This is a genomic window from Vreelandella neptunia, from assembly GCF_000712975.1.
Taxonomy (GTDB): domain Bacteria; phylum Pseudomonadota; class Gammaproteobacteria; order Pseudomonadales; family Halomonadaceae; genus Vreelandella; species Vreelandella qaidamensis.
On the sequence record NZ_JHQL01000001.1, the window covers coordinates 883,677 to 906,271 of the forward strand.

General features: G+C 50.7%; 21 protein-coding genes. 11 read left to right on the forward strand and 10 right to left on the reverse strand.

Going from position 1 to position 22,595, the window contains the following annotated elements; genetic code table 11:
- Positions 1-33: 33 nt before the first annotated feature.
- Positions 34-1,827 (reverse strand): tetratricopeptide repeat protein, encoded by a 1,794-nt coding sequence (locus CR46_RS0104105; RefSeq protein ID WP_030070238.1) that lies wholly within the window; start codon positions 1,825-1,827, stop codon positions 34-36.
- 267 nt (positions 1,828-2,094) lie between these two features.
- On the opposite strand from CR46_RS0104105, the gene hemA reads away from it, so the two are divergent.
- From hemA to CR46_RS0104130, 5 genes are read left to right on the forward strand one after another with little or no spacing between them, the layout of a single operon-like run.
- Positions 2,095-3,405 (forward strand): glutamyl-tRNA reductase, encoded by a 1,311-nt coding sequence (gene hemA, locus CR46_RS0104110; RefSeq protein ID WP_030070239.1) that lies wholly within the window; start codon positions 2,095-2,097, stop codon positions 3,403-3,405.
- Positions 3,402-4,490, forward strand: a complete 1,089-nt coding sequence (gene prfA / locus CR46_RS0104115) for a peptide chain release factor 1 (RefSeq protein ID WP_030070240.1) — start codon at positions 3,402-3,404, stop codon at positions 4,488-4,490. Before hemA ends, prfA begins: the two co-directional genes overlap by 4 nt.
- A gap of 14 nt (positions 4,491-4,504) precedes the next feature.
- Positions 4,505-5,350: a peptide chain release factor N(5)-glutamine methyltransferase gene (gene prmC / locus CR46_RS0104120; RefSeq protein ID WP_030070241.1), complete on the forward strand. Its 846-nt coding sequence runs from the start codon at positions 4,505-4,507 to the stop codon at positions 5,348-5,350.
- A gap of 33 nt (positions 5,351-5,383) precedes the next feature.
- The gene (locus tag CR46_RS0104125) at positions 5,384-5,884 is read left to right on the forward strand and encodes an Lrp/AsnC ligand binding domain-containing protein (RefSeq protein ID WP_030070242.1); all 501 of its coding nucleotides are present in this window, start codon (positions 5,384-5,386) and stop codon (positions 5,882-5,884) included.
- A 4-nt stretch (positions 5,885-5,888) separates the two neighbouring features.
- Entirely contained in the window at positions 5,889-6,644 is a 756-nt protein-coding gene (locus tag CR46_RS0104130; protein WP_030070243.1) for a HesA/MoeB/ThiF family protein, read from the forward strand.
- A gap of 120 nt (positions 6,645-6,764) precedes the next feature.
- Here the strand turns inward: CR46_RS0104130 and ahpF are convergent, their stop codons facing one another.
- Together ahpF and ahpC are read right to left on the reverse strand one after the other, a co-directional pair.
- Entirely contained in the window at positions 6,765-8,321 is a 1,557-nt protein-coding gene (gene ahpF / locus CR46_RS0104135) for an alkyl hydroperoxide reductase subunit F (protein ID WP_030070244.1), read from the reverse strand.
- 202 nt (positions 8,322-8,523) lie between these two features.
- Positions 8,524-9,087, reverse strand: coding sequence for an alkyl hydroperoxide reductase subunit C (gene ahpC / locus CR46_RS0104140; protein WP_030070245.1), 564 nt, complete (start codon positions 9,085-9,087; stop codon positions 8,524-8,526).
- Positions 9,088-9,426: 339 nt separating this feature from the next.
- On the opposite strand from ahpC, the gene CR46_RS0104145 reads away from it, so the two are divergent.
- From CR46_RS0104145 to CR46_RS0104160, 4 genes are all read left to right on the forward strand, one after another.
- The gene (locus CR46_RS0104145) at positions 9,427-10,530 is read left to right on the forward strand and encodes a polyamine ABC transporter substrate-binding protein (protein WP_030070246.1); all 1,104 of its coding nucleotides are present in this window, start codon (positions 9,427-9,429) and stop codon (positions 10,528-10,530) included.
- Positions 10,531-10,622: 92 nt separating this feature from the next.
- Positions 10,623-11,807: an ABC transporter ATP-binding protein gene (locus CR46_RS0104150; protein ID WP_030070247.1), complete on the forward strand. Its 1,185-nt coding sequence runs from the start codon at positions 10,623-10,625 to the stop codon at positions 11,805-11,807.
- A 31-nt stretch (positions 11,808-11,838) separates the two neighbouring features.
- Positions 11,839-12,747: an ABC transporter permease subunit gene (locus CR46_RS0104155; RefSeq protein WP_030070248.1), complete on the forward strand. Its 909-nt coding sequence runs from the start codon at positions 11,839-11,841 to the stop codon at positions 12,745-12,747.
- The gene (locus tag CR46_RS0104160) at positions 12,747-13,589 is read left to right on the forward strand and encodes an ABC transporter permease subunit (RefSeq protein WP_030070249.1); all 843 of its coding nucleotides are present in this window, start codon (positions 12,747-12,749) and stop codon (positions 13,587-13,589) included. Before CR46_RS0104155 ends, CR46_RS0104160 begins: the two co-directional genes overlap by 1 nt.
- A gap of 23 nt (positions 13,590-13,612) precedes the next feature.
- On the opposite strand, the gene CR46_RS0104165 is transcribed toward CR46_RS0104160, so the two are convergent.
- Complete coding sequence (locus CR46_RS0104165) at positions 13,613-13,822, reverse strand: zinc ribbon domain-containing protein (protein ID WP_030070250.1); 210 nt, start codon at positions 13,820-13,822, stop codon at positions 13,613-13,615.
- Between the two features lie 326 nt (positions 13,823-14,148).
- Between CR46_RS0104165 and CR46_RS0104170 the strand changes: the two genes are divergently transcribed.
- Positions 14,149-14,577: a DUF3617 domain-containing protein gene (locus CR46_RS0104170; protein WP_030070251.1), complete on the forward strand. Its 429-nt coding sequence runs from the start codon at positions 14,149-14,151 to the stop codon at positions 14,575-14,577.
- 103 nt (positions 14,578-14,680) lie between these two features.
- Here the strand turns inward: CR46_RS0104170 and CR46_RS0104175 are convergent, their stop codons facing one another.
- Positions 14,681-17,821, reverse strand: coding sequence for an efflux RND transporter permease subunit (locus CR46_RS0104175; protein WP_030070252.1), 3,141 nt, complete (start codon positions 17,819-17,821; stop codon positions 14,681-14,683).
- Entirely contained in the window at positions 17,821-18,888 is a 1,068-nt protein-coding gene (locus tag CR46_RS0104180; protein ID WP_030070253.1) for an efflux RND transporter periplasmic adaptor subunit, read from the reverse strand. Before CR46_RS0104180 ends, CR46_RS0104175 begins: the two co-directional genes overlap by 1 nt.
- Before the next feature lie 192 nt (positions 18,889-19,080).
- Between CR46_RS0104180 and CR46_RS0104185 the strand changes: the two genes are divergently transcribed.
- The gene (locus CR46_RS0104185) at positions 19,081-20,265 is read left to right on the forward strand and encodes a BaiN/RdsA family NAD(P)/FAD-dependent oxidoreductase (protein WP_030070254.1); all 1,185 of its coding nucleotides are present in this window, start codon (positions 19,081-19,083) and stop codon (positions 20,263-20,265) included.
- A gap of 112 nt (positions 20,266-20,377) precedes the next feature.
- On the opposite strand, the gene CR46_RS0104190 is transcribed toward CR46_RS0104185, so the two are convergent.
- The 4 genes from CR46_RS0104190 to CR46_RS0104205 form a co-directional block, all read right to left on the reverse strand.
- Positions 20,378-20,677 carry a YqjK family protein gene (locus tag CR46_RS0104190; protein ID WP_030070255.1) on the reverse strand — a complete coding sequence of 100 codons (300 nt, stop codon included), beginning with the start codon at positions 20,675-20,677 and terminating at the stop codon, positions 20,378-20,380.
- Entirely contained in the window at positions 20,652-21,056 is a 405-nt protein-coding gene (locus tag CR46_RS0104195; protein WP_030070256.1) for a phage holin family protein, read from the reverse strand. Before CR46_RS0104195 ends, CR46_RS0104190 begins: the two co-directional genes overlap by 26 nt.
- The gene (locus CR46_RS0104200) at positions 21,056-21,388 is read right to left on the reverse strand and encodes an ElaB/YgaM/YqjD family protein (RefSeq protein WP_030070257.1); all 333 of its coding nucleotides are present in this window, start codon (positions 21,386-21,388) and stop codon (positions 21,056-21,058) included. The genes CR46_RS0104195 and CR46_RS0104200 overlap by 1 nt, the downstream gene beginning before the upstream one ends.
- 79 nt (positions 21,389-21,467) lie before the next feature.
- Positions 21,468-22,487: a phospholipase A gene (locus CR46_RS0104205; protein ID WP_030070258.1), complete on the reverse strand. Its 1,020-nt coding sequence runs from the start codon at positions 22,485-22,487 to the stop codon at positions 21,468-21,470.
- Between the last annotated feature and the right edge of the window lie 108 nt (positions 22,488-22,595).

The window sequence follows — 22,595 nt, forward strand, 5'->3', positions numbered from 1 at the left end:
CTGCGTAAACTGTCTTTATATAAGAATGTCGTATTAGGGCGTGCTTAACGGCGTTAGTTCAGGATGACGCTTAAGTAAGTCATCGATTTGCGGGTGATATCTTGCCTGCTGAAGAAATCGTTCAATGAGTTGGCGCGCTTCTTCACTGCGCCCTAGTGCGTGAAGTACTTCCGCTAAATGAGCAGCAATTTCTTGGTCTGGCATTTGCGCATAGGCGCTTTCTAGCCAGGCAAGTGCATCGTTTGGTTTACCAAGCCGAAAATAAACCCAGCCCATACTATCGAGAACTGCTGGGTTGTTAGGGTCTGCTTCATAAGCGCGCTCTATTAACTCACGGGCTTCTTCAAGACGCCCTTGGAGGTTAAGGTCGGCTAGCGTATAGCCCAACGCATTTAATGCTTCGGCGTTATCAGGCTCAGTACGCAATATTTGACGTAGATCGTTCTCCATGGCCTGTACATCGCCCCTTTCCCATGCACGCATTGCCCTTAAATAAAGCAGGCTAGTGTCGTCTGGTGTACGGGTAATTTCTCTATCGAGCAATGCCGTTGCTTCTTCTTGCAGATTAAGTTCATCGAGTAGCTGTACTTCTAGCATTACCAGATCGCCGAAGTAGTTGTCATAGCGCATTCGCTCAATGCGCAGCATAGCGCGAGCATCTAGCAGGCGATCATTTTCAATCAGCATGCGTGCGGCAGTGGCCCTGGCCGGTAGAAACTCGTTGCCACCTTGTACTTGCCGATAATAAAGCAGCGCGTTATCAACTTCACCTTGGGATTGAGCGATAGCTCCCAGTAAAAAGTAGGCTATGTCGGGCACGCGGTCCTGGCCAATAAGGGGCTGTAGTAGCCGATACGCGGGCTCGCTATGACCTTCTTCCAGGTAAAGTTGGGCGAGAGCAATGCGCAACTCTTCATTACCACCATGTGTTTCTAGCAGGGTGTTGGTTTGTGTTTCTGCAGCAGCAATATTGTTCAGACGAATTTCGGCCTGGGCGAGCATTAATATAAAACGGACATCATCAGGTGCTAAATCTAACCCTTGTTGAGCGGCTCGTTTAGCATCGCGATGATCGCCTGTCTCTAGTGCCAGACGTGCCTTAGCCAGCCACAGAGCGGCAGAAGCGGGTGAGTGCAGGGTTACTTGATCTAGATACTGTTGCGCTTGACGCGTTTGCCCCAGGGCGGACTCGATCAATGCAGCGCCAAGCAAAACATCACTATGGAATTCATTTTGCTGAGCGCCAGGCTTAGCAAGATAATCGCGCAGTGGCTGAACTAACAGGTCCAGCGGTGCCTCTTCAGCCACGGCAGCCTCAGAAAAAGCGGCTATTTCGCCGTTGCCTCCTGCTTGAGTAATTGCTAAGCGTTGCTCTAGGCTATCCAGCCAATCGCCTCGTTGTAACGAGAGCGTTGCCAGCAATCTGTTTGGAAGTTCTGCTTGGGGTGCTAGTTCACGCCAGCGTATCGCTGAGGCTTCCATTAATGCCACATCATTACCAAAGCGTGCGGCAAAGGTAGCACGTTCGGCCAGTGCGGCATTGCTATAGCGCCTAGCAGCTTCCAAGTAGCCTTGGCTGGCATAGCGATAATCACCCCGCTGTCCGGCAAGTTCTGCTGCCAGCAGCGAGCCGAGTCCTTCAGCGTCCAGCCCACGTGTAATTGGCGGTGCGGAGTGCATGGGATCGTAAGCACTATCCTGAAACCCGTTCTCCTGAGAAGAGGGTGACAGCTGGCAGCCGCTCAATAATAGCGTTGCGGCCAAAGGCAGTAGGGGTAAACCCAGTAATGATAGGGGGTGACCCAGTAGTGTCGCGCGAAGGGGCATGCGTCTCTCGATCAGGTGGCCGAATGCTCAGCATAGCGGCTTGGTTGCCTGCGGCAAAGTGGTGTGCGCCAGAACATGCTGTGCTGTGATAGAATATTTCACTTTGAAAACGAAGTAGGGTGGTGCAATCCATGGTACCTGTTCATAGTATCTATCCTAGTATTTACCCTAGTATTTACCCACTCCTCAAACTTGCTTGAGCAAGTTTCGGACCTTTAGACCGATAAGTGACGTGACGACCGATCCACTAGCGAAGACGCATAACGCATGACGCTTCTTGCCCTGGGAATAAATCATCGTACTGCCAGTGTGGCCGTACGTGAGCAGGTGGCTTTTACGCCAACGCAGCTAGAAAGCGCGTTGACGGAACTGCGCAACCTGCCACAAATTAGCGAAGCGGCAGTGCTTTCGACGTGTAACCGTACCGAACTTTATTGTGTGACGGATGCCGCTGGTGAGCACGCCGTGCTGGATTGGCTTGGGCGCTTTCATAACTTGCGCGTCGAAGACCTCACCCGCTGCGCTTACCATTATCTTGACAACGATGCTGCGCGCCATCTAATGCGTGTTGCCGTTGGCCTGGACTCTATGGTGCTGGGTGAACCACAGATACTTGGCCAGTTAAAGGATGCTTATCAGCAGGCCCGCCAAGCCAACGGGCTGGGGGGCGAACTAGAGCGGTTATTCCAGCACACGTTTGCGGTGGCCAAGCAAGTACGCACGGAAACGGGTATCGGTAAAAACCCGGTCTCAGTCGCGTATGCGGCTGTCAGTATGGCGAGCCGTATTTTTGATGACTTTAGCCGTGCCAAAGCGCTTTTGATCGGCGCAGGAGAGACCATTGAACTGGTCGCGCGCCATCTTCATGAATCGGGCGTGCGACATCTTACGGTAGCCAATCGGACCCGTGAGCGCGCTGAGCAAGTATCTTCCCCACTTGGGGGGACCGCTATTACGCTGCCAGAAATACCAGAGGCGTTAGAGCAGGCGGACATCGTCATTTCTTCTACTGCCTCGCCACTGCCTATTCTTGGAAAGGGGATGGTGGAGCGTGCGCTGAAGAAGCGCCGCCATCGCCCGGTCTTTATGGTCGATATTGCAGTACCTCGTGATATTGAGCCCGAAGTGGGTGAACTGGCAGATGTTTTTCTTTATACCGTTGATGACTTACAAGAGGTCATTGAGGAGAACCGTCGTCACCGTCAGGTCGCCGCCGATCAGGCCGAATCACTCATAGAGCATGGGGTGGGCAGCTGGCAGCACGAACGACGAATTCGTAATGGCGGTGAAATCATTCGCGACTATCGACGTCACGGTGAGGCCATTCGTGACCATTCTCGCGAGCAAGCCCTTGAGCGGTTAGCAAAGGGCGAAGATCCTGCCAAGGTGATTGAACGCTTAGCCCACCAGCTGGCGAACCGTTTGATGCACCAGCCTACACTTGCCCTGCGCGACGCTGCATCCCAAGAAAATAACGAATTGCTGAATGCCGCGCCCAATCTACTACTGCCTGCTAAGCCTGCTTTTGAGCAACCAGTGGCCGCGGTAAAACGCCAGAAGGATGATACACCCGCATGAAAGAAACTTTGCGCCAACGCCTAGATAGCTTTGCCGACCGCTTCGAAGAGCTGGCAATGCTGCTGTCTGATCCTGAGGTGATTAATAACCAGCAGCGTTTTCGCGACTACTCCCGAGAGTACGCTGAATTAGAAGAACTGGTGGCCGCCTGGCAGCGTTACGGTGCGGTGGAAAAAAGCATCGAAGAAGCCGTGCAGTTAAGCCGCGATAGCGACCCAGATATGCGCGAGCTAGCGGAAATGGAAATCAGTGACGGGCGAGAGCAGCTAGAAGCGCTGGACACCGAGCTGAAGCGCTTGCTGGTACCTAAAGACCCCGATGATGGCCGCGGCGTTTTCTTAGAAGTGCGTGCAGGAACGGGGGGAGATGAAGCGGCTATTTTTGCTGGCGATTTGTTTCGTATGTACTCCCGCTATGCTGAAAAGCGCGGCTGGCGCGTTGAGGTGGTCAGCGCAAGCCACGGTGAGCAGGGCGGCTACAAAGAAGTTATTTCTCGGGTGAAAGGCGATGGAGTTTATGCACGCTTGAAGTTTGAGTCTGGCGCGCACCGCGTACAGCGGGTGCCTGCGACAGAATCGCAAGGCCGGATACACACGTCTGCCTGCACGGTAGCCGTGATGCCTGAAGTGGACGACGTGGGGGATATTGATATTAACCCTTCAGACCTGCGCGTTGATACCTACCGTTCAAGCGGCGCGGGGGGGCAGCACGTTAACACTACAGACTCCGCTATCCGTATTACTCACCTACCTACCGGCGTGGTGGTGGAGTGTCAGGAGGAGCGCAGTCAGCACAAAAACCGCGCAAAGGCGATGTCGTTGCTGGCAGCGAAGCTAAAACGTAATGCGGTTGACTCACAGCGCCAAGAGCAAGCCGACGCTCGCCGCTCCTTAGTAGGCTCAGGAGATCGTAGTGAGCGCATTCGTACCTACAATTTCCCCCAAGGTCGTATTACCGATCACCGTATTAATCTGACGCTTTATAAGCTAACGGAAGTCATTACCGGTGAGCAGCTTGATGATGTGATTGAACCGCTGATTCATGAATACCAAGCAGAACAGTTGTCGGCCCTTCAGGACGCTTAATGAGCTTTGATGTGCTGACTTTCGATGTGCTTTTGCGACAAGCGACGACTCGACTGCAGGCGGTAGGTTCGCCTTCCCCTAGAATTGATGCCGAAGTGCTGCTCAGCCACGTTACGGGCCATGACCGTACGTGGCTATATACTTGGGGTGACCGCCATTGCCCTGTCTGGGAGCATGCAAGATTCGCTGCATTAGTAGCTGCACGTGCTCAGGGAATGCCGATTGCTTATTTGACCGGCGAGCGTGAGTTTTGGGGGCTGCGATTGGCAACATCGCCAGATACGCTGATTCCACGGCCTGATACAGAAACTCTGGTAGAAGCGGTGTTAGCGCGTGCCCAGGCATCAGAGGGAAGGTTTCTTGATCTGGGCACCGGTACGGGTGCTATTGCACTTGCCTTTGCCAGTGAAAAACCCAACTGGCAGGTAATGGGAGTAGATATTCGCCCAGAAGCGGTGGCGCTTGCCACACGCAACGCACAAGCACTTAAAATCGTTAATACTCAGTTCAAGGTTAGCGATTGGTTTAGTGAGCTTGCACCGTCTACTCAAATGACTGTATTTGACATTATTGTGAGTAATCCACCCTATATTGCTGCTGACGACCCGCATTTGTGTCAGGGGGATGTGCGGTTTGAGCCACGATCTGCGCTGGTGGCGGGTGCTGATGGCATGGCTGATTTACTGCACTTGATTACCACGGCCCGCGAGTACCTTTCTCAAGGCGGCTGGCTAGCTCTAGAGCACGGGTATACACAAGCGGCCAGCGTGCGTCATGCGTTAGCGTGTGCAGGCTTTCAAAACGTTGAAAGTATGCAAGACGTTGGAGGTCATGAACGGGTTACTCTAGGGCACCTTTAATAACTGCCTGATTCATCAGTATTGGATCCTGCCATGAAACCAAAAAATAGAACGCTGGACCGAATCGATCTTAAAATTTTGCGCTGTTTGCAGGAAAACGCGCGAATTTCCTATGTCGATCTTGCCGCTGAAGTCGGCTTATCCACTACCCCTTGTTTAGAGCGTGTTAAACGCCTTGAACGTGCGGGCATCATTCGCGGCTATCAAGCTATACTTGATCCACAAGCACTGAAAGCCAATTTGTTGGTGTTTGTGGAGATTAGCCTGGAAACTCAGTCACCTGCTGTATTTGATGAGTTTCGTCGGGCGGTTGAGAAACTGCCGCAAATCCAAGAGTGTCACTTGGTGTCCGGCCAATTTGACTACATTTTAAAATGTAGAATTCCTGAGATGTCGGCATATCGACAGTTACTAGGCGACGTAGTACTGACATTGCCGGGAGTAAAAGAGTCTAAAAGTTACGTGGTAATGGAGGAAGTGAAAGAGAGCTTCAGCTTACACGTACCTGATTTCGAGGAATTTGAGGATAAGTAGCCTAATGATGGATGATCAGGCGCTGCTACGCTATAGCCGCCAAATTATGCTGCCTGAGGTTGATATTGAGGGGCAGGAACGCCTTAGAAGCGCTCATGCTCTCATTATTGGTGCGGGTGGGCTTGGTTCCCCAGTGGCTCTTTACTTAGCGGCCGCTGGCGTTGGCAAGATAACCATTGCGGATGCCGACACTGTAGAGGTGTCAAACCTGCAGCGCCAGATTGCTCACCAACAGGCAAGTATCGGCTCTAATAAAGCGCGTTCAGCAAAAGCGAGCATGCAGGCGCTTAACTCTGAGTGCCATGTTATCGCTTTGGAACAGCACGTTGATGGCCAGGCGCTTGAGGCGCTGGTCGCAGCGGTAGATGTGGTGTTGGATTGCACGGATCGTTTTTCGAGCCGCTATGCGATTAACGCTGCCGCTCATCAGGCCGGCGTACCACTGGTCTCTGGAGCGGCCATTCGTTTTTCTGGGCAGTTAGCGGTTTTTGATCCTCGTAACCCTACATGCCCCTGCTATGCGTGCCTATACCCGCCAGGGGACAGCGAAGATGAAGCCTTGAGCTGTGCTGAAAGCGGGGTAATGGCACCACTGGTTGGATTGATCGGCTGTTTTCAAGCGATAGAGGCTTTTAAGCTGTTGAGCGGCACAGGGAAGCCGCACCAAGGCCTTTCCACTTTTGAAGGCCTGAGTGGTCAGTGGCGCCACTTCCAAGTGCCTCGCGATCCTGCTTGCCCCGTGTGTGGTCGCGCTGGTTAGCCATACGGGTAAAAAAACGCCCGCTGAGCAGCGGGCGTGACGTCACGGTCTTTACGTCAAAGGAACAACCTAAAGGGCGGTAGGGGATCCGCCCAGCAGGCTAGCTAATGTCGAATCAGGTTAGTGGCGAATCAAGTAGTCAAACGCACCAAGTGATGCTTTTGCACCTTCACCCATGGCGATAATAATTTGCTTGTACGGCACGGTGGTAACGTCACCTGCGGCAAATACGCCAGGTACTGATGTCATGCCATGAGCATCGACAATGATTTCGCCGCGCGGTGTCATTTCAATAGGGGAGCCTTTCAGCCACTCGGTATTAGGCACGAGACCAATCTGTACAAAGATGCCCTCCAGAGCGATGGTCTTAAGCTCGTCAGTGTTGCGATCTTTGTACGTTAAGCCGTTAACACGGCTACCGTCCCCCGTCACTTCTGTGGTTTCAGCGTTTAAAATAATGTCTACGTTGGGCAGGCTCTTAAGCTTTTTCTGCAGCACGGCGTCTGCACGCATTTCACCCATAAACTCGACAAGAGTGACGTGGCCCACAATGCCGGCCAAATCGATCGCCGCTTCAACACCAGAGTTGCCGCCACCAATCACTGCTACGCGTTTACCCTTGAAGAGCGGGCCATCGCAGTGGGGGCAGTAAGCAACGCCTTTGTTGCGATACGTTTGCTCGCCGGGTACGTTCATTTCGCGCCAGCGCGCACCGGTCGCCAGCACGAGCGTTTTACTCTTTAATTTAGCGCCTGACTCGAAGATTACTTCGTGTAAACCACCTTCGGTTTCAGCTGCTTTAAATGTCGTCGCGCGCTGAAGATTCATTACGTCAACCTCATACTCTTTGACGTGTTCTTCCAGGGCGCTAACTAGCTTGGGACCTTCGGTATGGCTGACTGAAATAAAGTTTTCAATGCCCATGGTGTCTGCTACTTGGCCACCGAAACGCTCAGCAGCGACACCGGTGTTGATGCCTTTACGAGCTGAGTAAATCGCAGCGGATGCACCCGCCGGGCCACCACCAATCACTAGCGTATCAAAAGCCGCTTTTTCACTTAGCTTTTTGGCTTCACGCTCAGCAGCGCCTGTATCCACTTTAGCGAGAATCTGTTCTAGGGTCATGCGGCCCTGGTCAAATGGCTTACCATTTAAGTAGATGCTGGGAACCGACATGATTTCCCTGGCTTCGACTTCATCCTGGAACAGCGCGCCGTCGATGGCGACGTGGCGAACGTTCGGATTGAAAATTGCCATCAAGTTGAGCGCTTGAACAACATCTGGGCAGTTCTGGCAGGAGAGTGAGTAATACGTCTCGAACAGCATTTCACCGTCGAGTGCCTTGATTTGATTTAGCAGTTCTTCGGACGTTTTGGGGGGGTGTCCACCCACTTGTAGCAGTGCCAGCACCAACGAGGTGAACTCATGCCCCATCGGGATGCCCGCAAATACCACGCCGGTTTCTTCGCCGGGGCGGTTAATGGCAAATGACGGCGTGCGATTATCCTGGCCGTCAGTTTGCAGTGTAATCTTGTCGCTTAGGCTGCTGATGTCTTCGAGCAAGCCTAGCAACTCACGTGACTTGGCGCCGTCATCGAGGGACGCAACGATCTCGAACGGTTGAGTCACTTTTTCTAAATAAGCTTTCAACTGATTTTTTAAATTGGCGTCCAGCATGACAGTGGCTTCCTCGCAGTCAGCAGTAATGAGTTCTCAACCTAAAACGCTCGCTGCTGTTGAAATGAAAGACAGCATCATGAGAAAGAGCGATAGGGAAAACGATGGTTGCGTTAACACGGGTACTCAAAGAAAGACACCCGGGGTCGCCCGGGTGTCGCGCTGCCTTAAGGGCTACCCTGTATCGGCAGCAGTAGGCGGTTTAGATTTTGCCTACGAGATCTAGAGAAGGAGCAAGTGTCTCTTCACCTTCTTTCCATTTAGCCGGACATACTTCGTTCGGATTCTCACGAACGTATTGAGCGGCCTTCACTTTGCGCAGCAACTCTTCAGCGTTACGACCGATGTTACCAGCGTTGATTTCGACGATCTGGATTTTACCGTCAGGATCAACAACAAAGGTGCCGCGCTCAGCAAGACCCGCTTCTTCGATCAATACGTCGAAATTGCGAGAAATTTGCAAGGTCGGGTCGGCGATCATCGGGTACTGCAGTTTACCGATGGTTTCAGAGCTGTCATGCCAAGCTTTGTGAGTAAAGTGGGTGTCAGTAGACACGCTGTAGATCTCAACACCTAGCTTTTTAAATTCAGCGTAGTTGTCAGCCAGATCGCCAAGCTCTGTCGGGCAAACAAAGGTGAAATCAGCTGGGTAGAAAAAGAAAATAGACCACTGACCTTTCATGTCTGCTTCAGTAACGTCGATAAATTCGCCGTTCAGATAAGCAGTCGCTTTAAACGGTTTTACTTCAGTATTGATCAAGGACATCTATAACGTCTCCAAAATAAGTGAATGACAGTGGAAAATATTGAGTTTTATTTTAACCAACTACGACTAATAGCTAAAATTGTAAAAATAAATATATGCAATAGCTTAAGGCTATGTGTGTGCATTATTAATATTTAGCTACCTTACAAGTGGGGGTGCAGTGAGCCGATCACAAGAATTTTTCACATGGACTTGCGATAGGCGTCGCTGCACCGCAGAATTCGCTCGTCTGGCATAGTCGCCATAGCTGTTTAGGCGTTTTGGCATAAGCTGAACATCTGAACGATGTGGCAATCCACAACTATTTTTATGATATCGGTTTTTATAAGGAGTAGTGAGATGGGGAATATTCACAAACTTTCAGTGGCCGTTACGGCCCTCTCTTTTGCCGTAGCGGCTGCCAGTGCCCAAGCGAATGAAGTGCGAGTTTATAATTGGTCTGACTATATCGCCCCTGAAACGCTTGAAACGTTTACCGAGCGCACCGGTATTGAGGTGATCTACGATGTGTATGACAGCAATGAAATCCTAGATGCGGCACTTTTATCGGGTCGTTCTGGCTATGATGTAGTGGTTCCTTCTACACATTATTTTACGCGTCAGTTAAAAGCTGGCGTTTATCAGCCGCTGAACCATGAGCTGTTACCCAACCTGGACAACCTTAATCCTGAGTTAATGGGTAACCTGGAAGGTATCGACAGCGGTAGCGAGTACTCTGTGCCTTATATGTGGGGCACCAATGGCCTTGGTTACAATGTTGATCGTGTCACCGACATTTTAGGTGATGATGCGCCCGTGGATAGCTGGGCACTGTTATTCGATCCAGACATTACTAAACAGCTTAGCGATGCTGGCTGTGGATTAGCCATGCTAGACTCTGGTGATGAAATGCTTTCTCCCGCTATGGCATACCTTGGCCTTAGCCCACTGAGTGAAAACATTGAAGATCTTGAAGCGGCTGGCGAACTAATCGCTAACATCCGCGACAACATTACGTATTTCCACTCGTCTCGTTATGTTTCCGACCTAGCAAATGGCGATATCTGCGTAGCAGCAGGTTATTCTGGCGATATTTTCCAGGCGGCCGACCGTGCTGAAGAAGCGGGACGTGATTTCACCATTGCTTACAGCATTCCCAAAGAAGGCGCTGCGCTGTGGTTTGATATGATGGCCGTTCCAGCAGATGCGCCGAATACTGAAAATGCCCACGCGTTTATCAACTTTATTTTAGAGCCAGAAATTGCGGCTGAAATTAGTGAATATGTGCGCTATGCCAACCCTAATGCAGCGGCAAATGAGTACCTGTCTGACGAGTTGCTAAATGATCCTGCCGTATATCCTGAAACGGATGTCATGCAGAACCTCTACGTTGCGGTAGAGAAGCCTCAAGACGTTCAGCGCGCGCGTACGCGTATCTGGAACCGCGTCAAATCAGGCCGTTAATTTAGCCAGCATCTAACAGCGAGCCAAGCGTCTGCGAGGCTCGCTGTCACTTTTTAACGCCCGGTTTCCGGGCCCTTTGATGGGAGTGGCGAATGGTCACTACGCCCCTGTCGAACGAGTCGTCATCTTCTCCTTCGGTGATTCCTGCTGCCGCTCAGCGTGCCCAGGGAAAAACACCACGGTTTGCAGAAGATATCGTGCTTGAGGTAAAGCGTTTAAGTAAGCGCTTCGACGATTCGCTTGCAGTCGATGATGTTAATTTGCAGGTAAAGCGCGGTGAAATTTTCGCCTTGCTAGGTGGGTCTGGGTCAGGTAAATCGACGTTGTTGCGTATGCTCGCGGGGTTTGAAACGCCCAGCGAAGGGCGGATTCTGCTAGGTGGTGAAGAGATCACTTCTATGCCGCCACATAAGCGTCAAATCAATATGATGTTCCAATCCTACGCGTTATTTCCTCATATGACGGTAGCCCAAAATATCGCGTTTGGACTCAAGCAGGACAAGCTAACCGCTTCAGAAGTCGACGCACGTGTGGCGCAAATGCTCAAGCTGGTGCATATGGAGCGCTTCGCTAAGCGCAAGCCGCACCAGCTGTCTGGCGGCCAGCGTCAACGGGTAGCGCTCGCACGCTCGCTGGCCAAACGTCCCAAATTACTGTTGCTGGATGAACCGATGGGGGCGCTTGATAAAAAGCTACGCACTGAAATGCAGCTCGAGGTCGTCGAGATTATTGAGCAAGTGGGTGTTACCTGCATCATGGTGACTCACGATCAGGAAGAGGCCATGACCATGGCTGATCGAGTCGCCATTATGGCTGACGGCTGGATAGAGCAGGTGGGTTCACCGGTCGATATTTATGAAAGTCCGGCGAGTCGAATGGTGGCGGAATTTGTCGGTACGGTAAATATCTTCGAAGGTGAGATCGTCGAAGACGCTGCGGATCACTGTCGTATTGCATCACCCGCCTTGTCTCGTCCGATCTACATTGATCATGGCATTACAACGCAGGCGGTAGATCGACGCGTATGGGCTGCACTGCGCCCAGAGAAAATCTGGCTAACCCGTGAGCAGCCATCCGCTGCGTACAACTGGGAAGCAGGTAAAGTGGATGATATTGCTTACTTGGGAGGTTACTCGCTTTACTACGTGCGTACCGCTTCTGGGCAAATGATAAAAGTGAGTATGGCCAATACGGAGCGACGTGGTGATCGCCCAACCTGGGAGGATAGCGTTTATGTCTATTGGGAAGACCACAGCGCTATTGTGCTGAATCGCTAATGTCTCAGTGGCTGACAGGAGATTGCCTATCATGATGCCAGCTCGCATTACAGGCTTCGTAAAGCGGCTGCAACTAGGACGCCGTGCCGTTATCGCGCTGCCTCTTTTGTGGCTTACGCTGTTCTTTTTACTGCCGTTTGCGCTAGTCCTCAAGATAAGCCTTTCAGAAGCGGCAATTGCTATCCCTCCCTATGGGCCGCTCGTTGAGTATGCTGACCAAACGCTCAATATCTTTTTGAATCTGGGCAACTATCTGTTTTTGTTGTCAGATTCTCTCTATGTGGCGGCCTACTGGGGGTCGATAAAAACCGCGTTTGTAGCAACAGTCGCCTGTTTGCTGATTGGTTACCCGATGGCGTACGCGATGGCGCGTGCTCCTGGGCGCTGGCAGCTTATTTTGTTGCTGTTAGTGATGCTGCCGTCGTGGACCTCGTTTTTGATTCGCGTCTATGCATGGATGGGTATTTTAAGTAATAGCGGATTGATTAATAACCTATTAATGGGAATAGGGGTGATTGACTCACCATTACGCATGATGAACACCCAGTTTGCTGTCATCATCGGCATTGTGTATGCCTACTTGCCGTTTATGGTACTACCGCTTTATGCCCATCTAACGCGGTTGGATAACTCACTGTTAGAAGCCGCTTCTGATTTAGGGTCGCGTAAGTTGAATACCTTTATTAAGGTCACACTGCCGCTCTCTATGGGCGGAATTATTGCAGGCTCTATGCTGGTGTTTATTCCTGCAGTGGGAGAGTTCGTTATCCCTGAGCTGCTAGGGGGGCCCGATACGTTGATGATCGGCAAAGTGCTGTGGGAAGAGTTCTTCTTAAATCGCGATTGGCCTGTGGCTTCGGCGTTAGCCATGGTGATGCTATTGCTATTGTTAATTCCCATTGTTTGGTTCCATCGCTATCAATCACGGGAGCTTGAATAATGATGAGACTGCGTCGACGCCCAAGCTTCTCTTCCGTGATGTTGGTGTTGGGCCTGTTGTTTCTTTATTTGCCGATGGTTGTGTTAGTGGTTTACTCCTTCAATTCCTCACGGTTAGTGACGGTATGGGCTGGGTTTTCCGCGCAATGGTATGGCGAATTATTCCGTGATAAGCAGATCCTTTCTGCCGTATGGACGAGCCTAAAAATTGCCTTCTTCGCGGCCAGTATGGCGGTATGTTTGGGGACGGTAGCCGCGTTTGTAATGACGCGTTATGGCCGTTTCAGGGGAAAGACGGCACTGTCGAGTATGGTGACTGCGCCGCTTGTAATGCCGGAAGTTATTACGGGGCTATCGCTATTATTGTTATTCGTGCAGATGGCACAATTGATTGGCTGGCCGGCGGATCGCGGTATGGCGACTATCTGGATCGCGCATACGACGTTTTGTAGTGCTTATGTGGCGGTGGTTGTGGCAGCGCGGTTGCGTGAAATTGATCGCTCAATTGAAGAGGCCGCTATGGACTTAGGCTCGCCGCCGGTGAAGACTTTCTTCTTTATTACGCTGCCGGTTATTTCACCTGCATTAGCAGCAGGATGGTTATTGGCATTTACCCTTTCATTAGATGATCTAGTAATTGCCAGCTTTGTGTCAGGCCCAGGAGCGAATACGTTACCAATGGTGGTGTTTTCATCGGTGCGCATGGGGGTATCGCCTAAGATCAATGCGCTGGCAACACTGATTATTCTGGCGGTATCGCTTGCGACATTTATTGCGTGGTACTTCATGCGCCGTGGTGAAGCAAAACGTAAAGCGCTACTGCGCCAAGCCGATAGCGCTTAGGTACTAGCGTTAGAGTATTCAAACTAAAGCACATCGTCGTCTCGACCGATGAGTACTGCTTCTAGCTCACCGGTCATCAGCGAAACAATAATGTGTAATTGAATCGGTGCGCAGCATTGATGACAGTCTTCCCACGTGTCATGACTACCTTGAGAGGTGTCAATCACAAACGTCAGGGGTGTGTCGCAGTAGGGGCAGTAAAAGTCATGATTTACAAGCGCGTCATCTTGCATGGCTATTTCCCCTTGATGTGATCGTTAATGCTTAGTCTATGAAAGGTTCAGTCTGTGTCTATGAAAGGTTCAGTCTGTGTCTATGAAAGGTTCAGTCTGTGAAAAGCGCTGAAGTGAAATAGTAATGGGTTGGTTCAAGCGCCATTGTCCTGGGCGTGGCGGTTGGCAGCGTGCAGTGACGAGTATTCGGGGCCTGAGAATAACCTTCCCGACAATAATAAGTCATAAGGTAATAGTGTAGCAGCGTGCCTGCTCGGTAGGGCATGTGAGTAATGAATCAGGTAGGATAATAACGTATTCCTTAAAGCCACCTAGAGATGAGTGCGATGATGAAACGATACATGGCAGTAGCGGCCTTTTTGGCCTTCCCGATGGTTGCTCAGGCAGAAACCCCTAACGTCACGCCTGGCGAGTGGGAGTTTGTCAGCGTGACCAGCATGAGTGGCGACATGCAAATCCCAGATCAAACAGAGACCGAGCGTCAGTGCATCACCCAAGAAGAGCTAGACAGCGCTGAGTTTGGCTTCATTGAAGAGGAAGAGGGCTGCGAGCTGCTCAACCAGGATATGAATGCCGATGGTCTTTCCTACAGCATGGTATGCCGTGCCGATGGCGGTGAAGCGACTATCGATGGCGAAATGCGTTTTATGGGTGAGCAGATTGAAGGCAATGTGGATATATTCACACAGTCGCCAATGGGTGAGCTGAGCATGAAGACCGTCATTGAGGGTGAGCGTATTGGTGACTGTGACTAATACGTCAGTTAGCTTATCTTCATGATCTAAAAAGGCGCCTGTGTGGCGCCTTTTGTGTGTTGAGGGTAGGCGAGGGAGCTTGCCATCTTGGCATGGTCTTGCGTTAACGCTCGGGAGTATCAAGCGGCCTATGATGAGCAGTGGGGGCGCTGGCTATCTCTTCTTCTAGCTGGCGTTTAACTGCCCCTGGAGAGCCTGAGTAGCGTGCAAGAAGGTCATAAGCGACGGGGACTACAAACAGAGTAAACACGGTCGCAGAGCCGACACCTGCCATAATAACTGTGCCGATAACCAACCGTGATTCTGCGCCAGGGCCGCTTGATAATATCAGCGGTATTGCGCCTGCCATGGTGGTTACCGCTGTCATTAGGATTGGCCTTAGGCGTGTTACTGATGCCTCAATTAAGGCAGAGCGAAACGCCTGTCCTTCATCGCGTAGCTGGTTGGCAAACTCAACAATTAAGATGCCATTTTTAGCGGCAAGGCCAATGAGCAGTACTAAGCCTACCTGACTATATATATTAAGTGACTGCCCGCTAAGCAGCAGCGCAAGCAGCGCACCACTCATAGCGAGTGGAACAGTCAGCATAATGACAAAGGGGTGAATTAAGCTTTCAAACTGAGCAGCGAGTACCAGAAAAACCACCACAGCACCGAGCACTAATAAAAACATAGTGGCACCACTGGCCTGTTGGAAGTCGCGGGAAGGGCCTGCAAGATTTGTTTGTACCTCTTCAGGCAGTACGCTCTCAGAAGTTTGCTGTAAGTACTCAAGCGCTTCACCTAGCGGGTAACCATCCGCTAAGTTGGCTTCAATGGTAATGGCGCGAACACGATCAAAGCGATTCAATGTGCTAGCACCAGCGAAGTCAGACAGGCTTACTAGGCTTGCCAGTGGAATCAGTTCTCCTGAACGCGCTGAGCGCACTTGAATGTTGTTCAGCGCACTTGGGCTGTTTTGGCCACTGCGGTCGCCCTCAAGAATGACATCATACTCCTCGCCGTCATCCACGTAGCGAGTAACGTTACGCCCTCCTAGCAGTACTTCAAGCGTGCGGCCTATTTCAGTGACAGTAACGCCTAACGCTGCAGCGCGTTCGTAGTTGATATCTACGCGTAACTGAGGTTGTGTTTCATCGTAATTACTTTCGATCGCGGTAATGCGTGGGTTGTTTTCACGAACGTGGGTAATCAATGTGTCTCGCCAGCGTGCTAAATCTTCGTAAGTGCCACCTCCAAGTACGAATTGCACAGGTTTTTGTGTGCGTTGTCCAAAGCCTTGACGCATAACGGGAAAGGCTTGGACACCCGGTAGTGAACGTAGTTGTTGGCGAATATCGGCCATGATTTCCCAAGCGCTACGTCGGCTGCCCCAGTCGGCCATGTTAACGATAATAAAACCGCTGTTAAAATTTTCGATATTACCAAAACCGCGTGGTGCACGAACCACGATTCGTTCAAGCTCACCACTTTCTACAAAGGGGGTCAGCCTAGTCTCTATTTCATCCATGTAGTCCATCATGTAGTCGAATGTTGCACCTTCAGGACCGTTGACAAGAACAATGAAATTGCCACGATCTTCTTGTGGGGTATATTCATTAGGCAGCTCGGTTGCTAGCCAAGCAGTGGCTGCTATTAATAGGAAAAATAGTGCGACGACTAGCCACTTAAGTGTTAGTACGATTTCTAATGCGCGCTGGTACCGACGCTGGGTGCCCGCTAGCAACCACTGAACGGCTTTACCAATGCGGCTATCGTGCATGCCTGGCTTGAGTATTTTAGAAGCCATCATTGGCGTAAGGGTAAGGGCTAACAGTGTTGAGACAACAACTGCTGCCGCCATGGTAAGTGCGAACTCTGAAAATAGCCGACCAATATCCCCCTGCAGCATGCTGAGGGGGACAAAAACGGCCACTAGAACTAGCGTGGTAGCGATAACCGCGAAGGCGATCTGGCGTGTGCCTCTAAATGCGGCGACTAGGGGAGTTTCTCCATAGTCGTGCATCCGCCGATTGATGTTTTCAAGCACTACAATGGCATCATCAACAATCAGTCCAATCGCCAGCACCAACGCCAATAGCGTGAGTAGATTAATCGAAAAATTCATGGCTGCCAGGGCGGTAAAAGCCCCAATGACAGCAATAGGCACTGTCACGGCAGGGACCAACGTGGTGCGTAGATTTCCTAAGAACATAAACATCACCACAACGACCAGGCCCATGGCGATAAACAGCGTCATTACTACCTGCTCGATGGCACCGGAAACAAACACTGAGGCATCGAAGTTGAGACTTAATGACATGCCTTCAGGCAACGTACCTTGGAGCCGTTCAAGCTCTTGTTGTACAGCTTCAGATAACTCCACTACATTTGCGGTTGATTGCATGATCATGCCCAATCCCACCATAGGGACTCCATTGGCACGAAATACAGACCGATCCTCTACCGAGCCTATCTCGACGCGAGCGACATCGCCCAATCGTACTAGGTAGCCATCGGCACCCTCATTTAACGCAATCTGCTGAAAATCATCAGCGGTCGCAAAGCTACGTGGCAAGCGTACGATAAATTGGCGATCTTCAGACTCAATTGACCCTGCGGGTAGCTCAACATTTTCAGCACGTAGAGCATCTTCGATATCTCCGACGGTCAGTCCTCGAGCTGCTAGCGCGTTGCGGTCCAGCCAAACGCGCATTGCGTAATCACGTCCGCCGCCGACACGTACCCTTGCCACGCCGGGCTGCACCGATAGGCTGTCTACCAGAAAGCGATTTGCATAATCTGTCAGTTCGGTAATGGAGTAATCCGCTCCGGAGAGACTGAGCCAAATAACAATCGTTTCGCTACTGTCAGCTTTGGTGACTTCAGGATTATCAGCATCATCTGGCAGGTTGCGCAGCGCCCCTGAGATACGGTCGCGGATATCATTGGCAGCAGCGTTGATATCCATAGTGATAGCGAATTCAATTTCAATTCGCGAACGACCATCCTCGCTTTGCGAAGTAATCAACTCAATGCCTTCTACCCCGGCAATACGGTCCTCTAACACTTGAGTAATGCGTGTTTCAACAACGCTTGCTGATGCGCCAGGGTAACGGGTATCAATACTAACGATGGGAGGATCAACCGTTGGATATTCTTGTAGCGGCAGCCGGTTCAGTGCCAGTAAACCAAACGCGATAATCAGAGCAGCAATCACCATTGCCAGCACTGGGCGTTGAACTGAAATGTCGGATAAACGCATTAGCGGTCAGCCTCTAACAGCGAGCGAATACCCGTTTCTTCATCGGCGATGCCTAATAAACGGACTTCTTGGCCATCTCGAGCGAGCTGTAACCCATGAATCACTATCAAATCGCCTGCGCTAATACCCTCAAGTATTTCTACGTCACCGCTTCTTCGCTCACCGATCATGACTTCTCGACGCTCTAGCCGGGGCACATCGTCAGGTCGCTCGATTAACATAACAAAGTGACGGTTGCCACTGGGTTCGATCGCTGCTTCAGGTAGAACAAGCGTATCGCGAATACGCTGTTGAACCACGACTTCCATTAACATACCAGGCCGCAGACGAAGCCCTGGATTTACCATTTCAGCACGAACGCTAACGCTGCGGGTTATGGGATCAATACGAGTGCCAATGCTGGAAATTTCACCGCTAAAGATTTCTTCAGGGAATGCTGCCGTCGTAGCACTTAGCTTGAGGCCAGTGGACAAACGTCCCAAAAATACTTCAGGCACTGTAAAGTCGAGTTTCATGACATCTAATTTATCAAGTGTGACAAGCGCCGTACCGGGTGTCACTAACGCACCGACACTAACGTTGCGAAAGCCAACACGCCCGCTAAACGGGGCATGTAAGCGATAATTTGACAACCTGGCTTCTAACGCTTGTGCGTCGGCTTGCGATTGGCGTAAACGAGCCTGGGTATCTTCTACATCAGCACGAGGGGCAAGGTTACGTTGTTGCAGTTGGGTTGCTCGGCCCAATGCATTGCGACGTTCATCATTAAGCGCTTGGGCAGCCCTTAATTGAGCCTGCTCTTCAGCATCTTCCAGACGAATTAACAGCCTTCCGCGTTCTACTTGCTCACCATCTTCAAAATTTATTTCAGCAATCGTGTCAGTCACCGTAGCGGAAAGTGTCACGCTTTCATCAGCATTTAGAGTGCCTAACGCTTCAAGTGGATCAGACCAGGTGGTTATGGCGGCGTAGTGACCGATAACGCTGGGGGGGGATTGTGCCAATAAAGGGCTAGTCCCTAACAAGGTAACTAATAAAACAGAAAAGATACGTTTACAAACAAACATAGGCGTCTCAGCATTATCAAAAGTGCGTAGTAGTATCACTTAGAACTCTGCCGCGTCAGAGCATAAAAGGGCAGGCGATGCTATTTTCTTAAATAAATGTACGTTATCTGTACATCTACTTTTTAATGTACAGCAATTGAGCGCTATTTACCTGTTAAGATGCCTCTCTTTTTTATCCTGGGAGCCTAATATATGGTCTACGACGTCGTCGTTATTGGTGCAGGTGCCGCTGGTTTAATGTGTGCTGCTCAAGCAGGGTATTCAGGGCGTCGTGTGCTGGTCGTGGATCATGCCAATAAGCCAGGCAAGAAAATTTTGATGTCTGGGGGCGGTCGCTGTAATTTTACCAATCTGGATACCACGCCTCAGCACTTTTACTCTTCAAACCCCTATTTTTGCATTTCCGCATTAAAACGTTATCGCCCTGAGCATTTTGTATCGCTGGTGGAGCGACATGGCGTCGAGTATGTGGAAAAAGCCCCAGGGCAGCTTTTTTGTGAGAACTCTGCTAAAGAAATAGTTCGCGTCCTCCTCACCGAATGTGAATGGGCAGGCGTTAAAGTGTCGCTTAGTACCTCAATCTCTAAAGTAGAAAGGGTTGGGGATAGCATGCGCTTAACTAGCTCGATGGGAAGTATTGATGCGGGTACGGTAGTGGTAGCTACCGGGGGGTTGTCGATACCCACGATGGGGGCGACAGGGTTCGGTTATGAGATCGCCCGTCAGTTTGGATTAGAGATTTTGCCTACTCGCCCTGGATTGGTGCCGTTTACCTTGAGCGATAGTTGGAAAGAGCGAGCGGCAATCCTTTCTGGCGTTAGTGTGCCGTGCGAGGTTAGCTGTAACGGGAGACGCTTTAATGAACCAATGCTATTTACTCACCGTGGTTTGTCAGGCCCTTCGATGCTGCAAATTTCCAGCGTTTGGGAACCAGGCGATGCTATCGATATTAATTTACTGCCCAGTGAAGAGGCGGCTGACGCATTGCGCTACGCACGCCGTACGGCGCCTAAACGCCAGCTGTCCACTTGGCTGGGGGAGCGTTTTCCAAAGCGTTTTGCACAAGCGCTGTTGGAATGGTACCCGGATGCCAATCTTGCCAACCCTTTAGCAGAGTACAGCAACGATGCGCTTGATAGTTGGGCACAGCGATTAAACCGATGGCAGTTAAAACCATCCGGCACGGAAGGTTGGCGTACAGCAGAGGTGACCATGGGAGGGGTAAGTACGGAAACCATTTCATCAAAAACGTTTGAAGTAAAAGACCTTCCACAACTTAGGTTTATCGGTGAAGTGCTAGATGTAACGGGGGAGCTGGGAGGATATAACTTTCAGTGGGCTTGGGCGAGCGGTGTCGCTTGTGGGCAATCATGCTAATAAGCAAAGAAAACTGGGCCGTGACTGAATAGCGTATAAAAAAACGCTTATAAAACGGCCCAGCTTAACGCCTTTCAACGAGCTAATAGCGGAGTGTGTTGACAGTAAATAGCTAGCTCGCCACTTTGGCTAATAACTTCAGCTTACGTACCAGCATATAGCTTGCTAGGGCTTTTCTGCCAACGGCCATTGCGCCACCAGGATGGCGAAAAATACGCACGGCAGCAACGCCACCGATTATATACAAGGGCAGCTTGAGCCTACGCCAGTTACTGTCTAAGGGTGAAGCAGCGTTCGTCAGCGTATCGCTATCCACTAAAATATCGATACGTTGCTGTTCTAATTCAGCTAACAGCAAAGCTTTACGTTCTGCTCGGCTAAGAGGTTTATTGACGGTGTTGGGACGAGTCATCCTCATTAACCTCCAGCAGAGCACGGTCAGCGGCAAGTTGCTTAAGTGTTTCTTTTAGTAGCGTATGCTGCTTCGCTTGACGCATGGCTGCTACTGCCAACAAAAAACTGATGGCAATAAGCACGCCTGCGCTAACGCCGATCGCAGTAAGCCGATAGGTATCCCAAAACAGCACTACCACCAGCGCAGTGAGTGTCGCGACGCCTAATAGCAGTAACAATAAGCTAGCCCCTGCCAGCAAGAGCAGGGTGAGTAAACGAGCACGTTCTTCTTCTAATTCTAGAACCGCCAAACGGAGCCGAGTTTCACCATTGGCAATTAATGATTTCAGCAGGCGTTTGGCAGCAGAGAAGACGCGTTGTGTAGGCCCTAACGCCATTAGCGACGACCGAGAAGCATACCCACTACTAAGCCCGCGGCAGCACCAATACCAATGCTAGCCCATGGGTTTTCATGTACGTAACGATCACAGCAGTCAACTTGCTGAGATAATGTTTCACGGGTGTCCTCATAAAGTCGTTCACCACGTGCTTCTAGGCGCGCTCGTGTATCTTTCAAGCGCTTTTCAGCACGCTCTCGAAGGTCGCGCATTTCGCCACTGGCATCTTTGGACGTAGCGTTCATCAACTCTTCGACAGTTTCACTCAGGTGGCGGAGGTCTTCCTTCAGCTGGTCAGCACGAGCAGAAGTATCAGTATTACGTTTGGCCATGATGTCATCCTTTGACGAGTGAATATAAATAAGTACAGCTCAAGCATAGCAGCCGTTAACTATAAGACAACCTCAAGCGCTAACGGTTCAGCCCAGTCGCACTGAACAAGGGATTCAAACTAAAGCCGATGCTAAGGCGATGGACGCGATTGTTGTAATCAATCATGCTTTCTCCATAACCGTAGTAATACTGCACATGAGCACGGACATTGTTGAACGCAGGCCAGCTGTAGTCTATCTGGGTGCCGTAATTGCCAGCGCTCGGGTTGCCACGCAGTTGTCCAGCTACTTCGTGGTTACGATTAAGTCGTTTTGCCAAACGTAGGTCGCCATAGCCAACAAAGCGATCAATGTCTGGGTTGTCATCGTCGCTTTCAGACTCAGGGACACGCCAATGTGGCGCTAATGAAAGTGCCCAATCACCGCGCTGAAACGTACTTTCCAAATAGACTCTATTCCAGCTGCGTGAAAGCGGGTCTGAACGGCCATTGGATTGATGGATAAAGGACAAGCGATTACGTGTATTGACCCAGCCCAACGCGCTCCACGCGTTATCAAAATCAATAAAAATTTCAGGTTCGTAATTGGTTTCCCGGAAGGGGGAGGAGGCATCGGTGTTATAGGCTTGCCACCAGCTACGCTGTGTGTAAGCAAAATAGACGTCGCCAATATCACCAAACACATCCTGAGCTAGGTTGAACTTGGCACTAAACTGAAATTTCACTTCGACATCATTAGGTGCGGAGTCTTCAGAAATGCTGCGAAAGTTTTCGGTATTCTGATTGGTGTTATAGCTAACGGGCAAAAGATAGTTGGTACGGTGAGTCGTAATCGCAAACGGGTTGCGTGATGATTCCTGCTCCAGCTGACGGCGATCACTGAGGTCCTCAAGTGCCTCTTCTTCGGGAAGTAGCTGGGGGCGGAAAGTGAACTCGTTTGCTGTTGGTTCTTCAACGTGTTGTAGCTGCTGGCGCAGCTGATAAAGCTCGGTATTGAGTGCGCGGATGCGCGCTTCAATTTCCTCGCGTGACTCTGCAAAGGCATTTTCAGTGCCTAGCAGTACAATTAAACTAGCTAACAGCAGTTTTCGAATGACCATCAACATGGCTCGCAAAAAATAGAAGGCAATTATCACAGTCTCTTCTAACACGCCCATCGTGTAAGTCAATATATCCTGTTCAGCAAGCGCGTTAGATTGCGTAAGACG

What these genes read in the sequence shown, in the direction of transcription:
- CR46_RS0104105 (WP_030070238.1), bottom strand. Translation starts at nt 1,827, where the DNA reads ATGCCCCTTCGCGCGACACTACTGGGTCACCCCCTATCATTACTGGGT.
- hemA (WP_030070239.1), top strand. Translation starts at nt 2,095, where the DNA reads ATGACGCTTCTTGCCCTGGGAATAAATCATCGTACTGCCAGTGTGGCC.
- prfA (WP_030070240.1), top strand. Translation starts at nt 3,402, where the DNA reads ATGAAAGAAACTTTGCGCCAACGCCTAGATAGCTTTGCCGACCGCTTC.
- CR46_RS0104125 (WP_030070242.1), top strand. Translation starts at nt 5,384, where the DNA reads ATGAAACCAAAAAATAGAACGCTGGACCGAATCGATCTTAAAATTTTG.
- CR46_RS0104130 (WP_030070243.1), top strand. Translation starts at nt 5,889, where the DNA reads ATGATGGATGATCAGGCGCTGCTACGCTATAGCCGCCAAATTATGCTG.
- ahpF (WP_030070244.1), bottom strand. Translation starts at nt 8,321, where the DNA reads ATGCTGGACGCCAATTTAAAAAATCAGTTGAAAGCTTATTTAGAAAAA.
- ahpC (WP_030070245.1), bottom strand. Translation starts at nt 9,087, where the DNA reads ATGTCCTTGATCAATACTGAAGTAAAACCGTTTAAAGCGACTGCTTAT.
- CR46_RS0104145 (WP_030070246.1), top strand. Translation starts at nt 9,427, where the DNA reads ATGGGGAATATTCACAAACTTTCAGTGGCCGTTACGGCCCTCTCTTTT.
- CR46_RS0104150 (WP_030070247.1), top strand. Translation starts at nt 10,623, where the DNA reads ATGGTCACTACGCCCCTGTCGAACGAGTCGTCATCTTCTCCTTCGGTG.
- CR46_RS0104155 (WP_030070248.1), top strand. Translation starts at nt 11,839, where the DNA reads ATGATGCCAGCTCGCATTACAGGCTTCGTAAAGCGGCTGCAACTAGGA.
- CR46_RS0104160 (WP_030070249.1), top strand. Translation starts at nt 12,747, where the DNA reads ATGATGAGACTGCGTCGACGCCCAAGCTTCTCTTCCGTGATGTTGGTG.
- CR46_RS0104165 (WP_030070250.1), bottom strand. Translation starts at nt 13,822, where the DNA reads ATGCAAGATGACGCGCTTGTAAATCATGACTTTTACTGCCCCTACTGC.
- CR46_RS0104170 (WP_030070251.1), top strand. Translation starts at nt 14,149, where the DNA reads ATGATGAAACGATACATGGCAGTAGCGGCCTTTTTGGCCTTCCCGATG.
- CR46_RS0104175 (WP_030070252.1), bottom strand. Translation starts at nt 17,821, where the DNA reads ATGCGTTTATCCGACATTTCAGTTCAACGCCCAGTGCTGGCAATGGTG.
- CR46_RS0104180 (WP_030070253.1), bottom strand. Translation starts at nt 18,888, where the DNA reads ATGTTTGTTTGTAAACGTATCTTTTCTGTTTTATTAGTTACCTTGTTA.
- CR46_RS0104185 (WP_030070254.1), top strand. Translation starts at nt 19,081, where the DNA reads ATGGTCTACGACGTCGTCGTTATTGGTGCAGGTGCCGCTGGTTTAATG.
- CR46_RS0104190 (WP_030070255.1), bottom strand. Translation starts at nt 20,677, where the DNA reads ATGACTCGTCCCAACACCGTCAATAAACCTCTTAGCCGAGCAGAACGT.
- CR46_RS0104195 (WP_030070256.1), bottom strand. Translation starts at nt 21,056, where the DNA reads ATGGCGTTAGGGCCTACACAACGCGTCTTCTCTGCTGCCAAACGCCTG.
- CR46_RS0104200 (WP_030070257.1), bottom strand. Translation starts at nt 21,388, where the DNA reads ATGGCCAAACGTAATACTGATACTTCTGCTCGTGCTGACCAGCTGAAG.
- CR46_RS0104205 (WP_030070258.1), bottom strand. Translation starts at nt 22,487, where the DNA reads ATGGTCATTCGAAAACTGCTGTTAGCTAGTTTAATTGTACTGCTAGGC.